The sequence below is a fragment of the uncultured Streptococcus sp. genome, from assembly GCF_963528215.1.
Taxonomy (GTDB): domain Bacteria; phylum Bacillota; class Bacilli; order Lactobacillales; family Streptococcaceae; genus Streptococcus.
This window is the reverse complement of the sequence record NZ_CAURVL010000051.1, coordinates 1-5,541: the sequence shown is the minus strand read 5'-3', so window position 1 is coordinate 5,541 and position 5,541 is coordinate 1. Positions and strand designations below refer to the sequence as shown.

Annotated in this window: 2 protein-coding genes and 1 pseudogene; all 3 read right to left on the bottom strand. The window is 47.5% G+C overall.

The window, feature by feature from the left end:
• Window positions 1–830 (bottom strand): sugar transferase (locus RWS24_RS10530; RefSeq protein ID WP_314367350.1); only part of this gene is annotated, 830 nt, incomplete at its 3' end.
• A 16-nt stretch (window positions 831–846) separates the two neighbouring features.
• A complete protein-coding gene (locus RWS24_RS10525; RefSeq protein WP_314367348.1) occupies window positions 847–4,068 on the bottom strand; it encodes an SP_1767 family glycosyltransferase in 3,222 nt (1,073 codons plus the stop codon).
• 343 nt (window positions 4,069–4,411) lie between these two features.
• Window positions 4,412–5,541: pseudogene (srpA, locus tag RWS24_RS10520) on the bottom strand (serine-rich repeat glycoprotein adhesin SrpA); the annotation flags it as partial.

Sequence of the window (5,541 nt, the reverse complement as noted above, 5' to 3'; positions counted from 1 at the left end):
CGCTCGCGAATCAGCTCTGCATTGGACAGGTAAGAAGGGACGATGACCGGAATCCCAGCTGCCAGATAGGTGGCAGACTTATGAGAGATATTGAGACCGTAGTATTCCGGCTCGTCTGCTGGATTTTCCTCAACACCCCAGACTAGGCCTAGACCGCCCTTGGACAGCTCCAAGAGCAACTCTGGCCGGCTGACCCAGCCGCGATAGCTGACATTGGCCTCTGGATTTAACTCTTCCTCAGGCGAAAAAATCTCCAGCGGCGTAGCATAAGACCAATTAATCAGATGTGGAAAACGCTCCACACTTCCGGCAAAATACAGCTTAGGTGCAAACTGAGGCTGATGCAGGGGCAGATCATAGGGATGATCCCACATGCGCTGGACCAAAATCTTGTCCACAGTCAGCCCCTCTGCTAGAAGTTTGTCCCGCATCTGCTCAGAAGGAACGATGACTACATCTGACTGATTGTACATATCGATATACTCCGGCATCAGATAATAGTTTGACGGGAACATCAGCGGCGGGACATCATGGATAAAGGTAATCAGCTTGGCCTGCAAAATCTTCAGCTTGCTGATAAAGGCCTGGTCAAACTCCCGACCATTCCAAGTTGGCGACTGATAGATAACCACATCGCCATAGCCTACACTAGCCATGATACCGTCCAGACGGGTACTCATCTCCGATTGGCTGTCGCTGTAAATATCGTAAAAATAAAAACTCAGTTCATTGAAGCCCAGCTGCTTGGCTAGCTTGGTCACATCATTCTGGGCAATCAAGGCCGTACTCTGGCCAGACATACCGTATAGATTGGTAATATTAACTTTCATATTCTTTTTCTAATCTTCATTCCTGAGCCAGATTGGCAACAATCTGGCTGTCATAAGCTTGGTCATCTCTAAACTCAATATCCTGATCAAAGTTGTGCTCAGCCGTATGCTTGTGCGACAACTTGACTTTGTGCCTAGCCCCCATCTGGAACCACTCATACTCTGAGTCAATATGCCCAATATCTAGTGCCCGATAACCTTCCTGAACCAGATCATAGACCAAGACCTTGGCCGTCGGACCCAGCATGGTCAAAATCAGACGATTATCCGCATGCTCTCGAACAGCCTGCTTGATGTCCTCCAGCTTGCTGTAGGCATTGCGAGAAGGACAGATAATCCGCTTGATGGACCTAGCCCCGTCAAAAAGGTCATTGCCCACACCAGAGCGAGAAGTCAAGCCCTCTACGATCAAGAGGTCTTTGTCCTGCCAAAGCTGCTTAAGCTTTGCAAAATAGCCCGCAGACGGCGTCTTATCTTCCAAGTCGATATAAGGACGGGAAATAAAAGTCGATCCATACCAAGGTGCTCGGCAAATCTCTTGATAATCTGACAAGTGATAATACAAGTGAACTTTCCAAAAATTCTGGGCATCAATGGAATAGCGCTCTAGCCCTGTAAAGACATCGGACAGACAGACCATCAAACGCTCATCGCTCTCCATAGACATGATTTCTCTCAAGCGTGCTGACAGCTCTGGATCGTATTCCTGATAGACGATACCACGACCTGCAATCAAATCCATCTCCCCATCTCCAAAGCGAACCACTGAAGCACCTTTCTCCAAGAGATAATCCAGCGACTGGTCGATAGAGCGTACAGAAATCTGCCGCTCCTCAGGCTCGGCCAATCTCAGCTTCTCAATAGCCTGCACCATGACTTCAGGGTTATCAGCTGGAAAGACTTCCTGCCCCTGCTGGCCATGGACTGTACTATCAAAGGCAAAGACTTGCTTGCCAGCAGACTTAAAGTGGGCAATAATATCCCCGACCTCATCACCGGCATTGATATCCAGCAGCAGCTGAGACTTGGCTTCTAGCGACTCCAAGAGAGCCGGAATACCAGCAATATCTGAGCTGACGTTGACATTAGGATACTGGAGCAGACGCGTGATTGGCTCTGCTACCACTACCGGTGCCGCAATGTAGAAATGACAGGCAGGCAGGGCTTGAATCAGATAGTTGATATGCATCAGGTCACAAGAGTAGGTGTAGACTAGGCAGGACAGACTTGAGCCCTCTTCCCCTTCCACCATCTTTTGAGTCAGGGCTCCGACTGGATCCTGCATATCCGACCAATCCAGTCCCTGATAGAACCACCAGACCTCACGATAGATGGACTGGGTATACTCTTTCCAAGGCTTTCGCTCGGTCAGATAGTGAATCACAGGCGGATAGAGACCTTTTTCTGGCTCATAGTCCGAAAAGGTCGTGTGCAGCGTAATGCAGTTATAAGCAAAAGGCAGCTCCATCCAGCGATTCTCAAAGAGCATATTGAGAATGCTTTGGTCACCAGACGGTACCTTGTCATGCCATTCATTGGTCAGTTCAATCAAACGTTGGCGAATATTTTCTTGCTTCCAAAGGGCATTATTGATTAATAAGAACCCAGCATTAAAGATATGCTGATGAAAATACACTTCCCCACCCAGATCCTTGACCGCAGCAAGTGGTGCATCTCCAAGTTCTGTTTCAAATAGGGAGCTTAAATCCCGCGTGACAACGATATCGCAATCCAAATACAAAGCCTTTTCTTCCTCAACAAAATCCGCTACAAAATAGCGCAGGAAAACTGTATAACTAATATCCGTTTTAAAATTTGACACTAGCGAAGCAGACACCCGAGCATTAACGATCTGGCAGTCCAGCTTGGCCAGTTTTTTTTGCATGCTGACAAACCACTCTGTTGGAAAGTCACTGTTGATGACATAAAACTTGATAAAGCGATTGTGGCAGACGATGGACTTAATGGTGGTTAAGACCTGCTCACTATAGGCAGCATTAGCCGCCAACACCACAGCCCGAAAGGCTTGCGACTTCTCTTTTTTCATCAGACTGCGCAGCTTTTCCACCATTTCCTGTGGATTTTCATGCGGAAAGACCAGTTCTTCGTTTTCATTTTTCTTAGTATTGTCAAAAGCCAGAACTGGCTTGTCAAGCGCCTTGAAACGACTGCTCAGCTGATAGTGCTCGCTTCCATGGTGAATATCCAAATAGACCTGGCACTTATCAATGAGCTCATCCAGCACAGCATGAATAACCTGCGGATAAAGATGGATGTTCTCATACTGGTTCAAAGATTGCAGATAAGCTCCCATCTCTGTGTAACAGGCGATGTGAAAATCAACCCTAGGCAAGGACTGGGCTAAAAACTCTATCTGCTCTAACTCCTGTACATCTGTCAGGAGCATGCAGTTCAGAGCTGCCTGCTCCCAACGGTCTTGCATCTCAAACTCTCCCCGATGATGGGCTAAAATCTCCTCAAGACTCAAGGCCTGAAAGTCCCACCAAAGCTGGCGGTAGCGATAGCTAACTTCCGAGTTCCAAGGCTTGCGAAAGGTCGTATAGTGGATAATTAGAGGTTCCTGATCCAGCTCAAAATGGCCATTCCAGCAACTGTAAAAGGCCACCAAGTCATGGCCTACCTGCAGATTGTAAATCTTATCCAAGGGCAGCCAGTCCTGAGCCAGCACATGTTTTAAAACCGTCTGATCGCCGTTGAAATCCTCCATCTGGCCAGACTGGACCAAGCCCATGATGCGGTCCGTTTCCTTGATAAAGGTCTCCTGCAGCTGCCTTTCTTTCCAAGCTCGATTATCAATTAGCAGAACTCCAGAGTTAAATCCATAACCGCCGGCATCTCCAACCGCTGCCACAAGCTTGCCTTCCAGAGGAATATCAAATAAAGGTTGCAAATCTCTATTGACCACCAGATCACTATCCAGATAAAGGACACGCTCCTCTGCTACAAACTGCGGAATGAAATAGCGAGCATAGGCTGCTGAGCTGATATGGTCCTGAGTCAGCCACTCTGAACTGATAGTCACTTGATCCAAGCTAACATTGACCAATTCACTGTCCAGCTGCTCGGCCAGCTCATTAAAATCACGGAACCATTCGTCACTCAATCCCTGATTGAAAACATAGATTTTTACATTTTTATTGTAATATAAAATCGACTTAATCGTAGTCGAAACTTGCTCCTGATAGGCCTGATCACCAACCAAAACAATCGTTTTCATTTCTTCCCTTACTCTTTCATTTCATAAACTCATAAACATCATTTCTATACTTGATATTATATAAAATATTGTCCAAAAAATCTATATTCTCAGGGACTTTCCTGCAGAATAAAGGATACTTTTTTCTACTAAATTGTCAAAAAAACAGGAAGTTGTCAAAACTTCCTGTTTCTATCGCCTCTCGGTTTCTTTTTGCTAATTCCTAGTCTAGGATTTTAGGAAGCAAGTACCAGAAATTATCAAGTTATTTCCTTAAGGCTTACTTTGTCCATCACTTCCACAGCTCACTAACAGAGTGGACTTTTGACGGACTAAAAGATAAACTGATTGGCTCTATTTACTGCTACTCCTCAGAGTCGCTTTTCTTTTTACGTCTCTTGAAGGCCAAGCCCAATGCTCCTAAGCCTAAAGCTAGGATAGAAGCCTTGCTCTCCGTTTCCCCTGTCTGAGGCAGACGACCTCTGGAAATCAGATCCAGCTCAGACTGTCTTGCTGAAGCGGACAGACTTTCAGATGTGCTCTGACTAGCTGACAGACTCGTTGACAGGCTTTCCGATACAGACTGACTGACACGGGCAAGCTCGCTGAGACTAACTGCTGCTGACAGTGACTCGCTAGTAGAAAGGCTGAGTGAGTAAAATTCCTTCTCATGAACCAGATCCAGCTGACTATGCAAGACTGAGGTGCTGGTGCTCAGTGAGGTAGACTCGCTGATTGACTGAGAATCGCTAATTGAAGCACTTTCTGAACCAGACAGACTAGCCGAAGTACTTGCAGATTCTGAGGCACTTACTGAAGCAGATATACTTGCCAACGCTAAAGCAGATGCACTTACTGAAGTGGATTCGCTTGCTGATACAGATGCACTCGTCGAGGCGGACGTGCTGGCAGATACAGATGCACTCGTTGAGGCTGATTCACTCGCTTTTGCAGATGAGCTAGTTGAAGCTGACTCACTTGCACTCACTGACGCGCTGGTTAACGCAGACGTGCTGGCGGATACTGATGCACTCGTTGAGGCTGATTCACTTGCACTTACGGACGCACTTGTCGATGCGGACGTACTTGCTGAAACTGATGCACTCGTGGAGGCTGAGGTACTTGCTGAAACTGATGCGCTCGTGGAGGCTGAGGTACTTGCACTTACTGAGGCGCTGGTTGACGCAGATGTGCTTGCAGACACAGATGCACTCGTGGAGGCTGAGGTACTTGCACTTACTGAGGCACTCGTCGATGCGGACGTACTTGCGCTGACTGACGCACTCGTCGATGCAGATGTGCTGGCAGATACTGAAGCACTTGTTGAAGCGGACGTACTTGCAGATACAGAGGCACTCGTTGAGGCTGAGGTGCTTGCACTTAGGGACGCACTCGTTGAGGCTGAGGTGCTGGCGCTTACTGAAGCACTGGTCGACGCGGACGTACTTGCTGAAACTGACGCGCTAGTTGAGGCAGACTCGCTCGCTTTCGCAG